We start from the raw sequence: 679 nt of genomic DNA, 5'->3' as shown, positions 1-679 counted from the left end.
AACTGAGATCAGGTGCGGTCTTTCAACTCCAGCGTTAGACCGAGCGCCTGAGCGATCTTGGCGATGGTGGCAGTCGTGACGTCGTGGTTTGCTTCCACCCTGGCGATGGTCGGACGAGAAACACTTGATCTTTCGCCGAGCTCCGCCTGCGACCAGCCGTGCTTCTTTCGGGCCTGACGGATGGTGTCGCCGAAGTTCACCTGCTCGATCTCGCTCATGACTCTGACACCTCTGTTCCGGCCTCCGAACTCGAGTCAGCGCGGTGCTGGGCGTGAAGTGCGTCCGCGGCGATGTCCGCTATCTGCCCGAGGAACGCCGGATCGGTCATGTAGGACTGGATCTCCTGAGACTCCTGGCATGTCTTCAACACCGCCAGTCCTACAGCGCTGCCGAAACCCTCGGATGCCTTGAGCTGCGCGACGGTGTTGTTCTTCGCCATCGCCACGGCTTCCTCGTTCGCATCGAGGAATCCCCAGAAAGTCGTGATGAAGCCCGAAACGCTCTCGGGACTCACATCGACGCCCTTGGCCTGGAACATCTCGTTCACGCGGTCGATCGCCTCGTCGAGCGGACCCCGCTGGGGGGTGAGACCCGACTTGTGCTCGCCGTCATAGTCCGGGAGCTTGATGCCCTCGCTGCTGCCCTCGCTCAACGAATGGTCCTCGTTGATAGCCGACGG

1 protein-coding gene and 1 pseudogene are annotated in these 679 nt (G+C 61.6%); both read right to left on the bottom strand.

Annotated elements, in window-relative coordinates:
* Positions 1-8: 8 nt before the first annotated feature.
* Positions 9-218, bottom strand: coding sequence for a helix-turn-helix domain-containing protein (locus FRC98_RS20855; protein ID WP_146983502.1), 210 nt, complete (start codon positions 216-218; stop codon positions 9-11).
* Positions 215-679 (bottom strand): annotated as a pseudogene (locus tag FRC98_RS20850) (type I restriction endonuclease subunit R); the annotation flags it as partial. The pseudogene FRC98_RS20850 and the gene FRC98_RS20855, both read right to left, overlap by 4 nt.

Source organism: Lujinxingia vulgaris (assembly GCF_007997015.1).
GTDB lineage: Bacteria > Myxococcota_A > Bradymonadia > Bradymonadales > Bradymonadaceae > Lujinxingia > Lujinxingia vulgaris.
Note: the sequence above shows the minus strand (reverse complement) of the source record. Positions and strands in the feature narration are given on the sequence as shown.

What these genes read in the sequence shown, in the direction of transcription:
- FRC98_RS20855 (WP_146983502.1), bottom strand. Translation starts at nt 218, where the DNA reads ATGAGCGAGATCGAGCAGGTGAACTTCGGCGACACCATCCGTCAGGCC.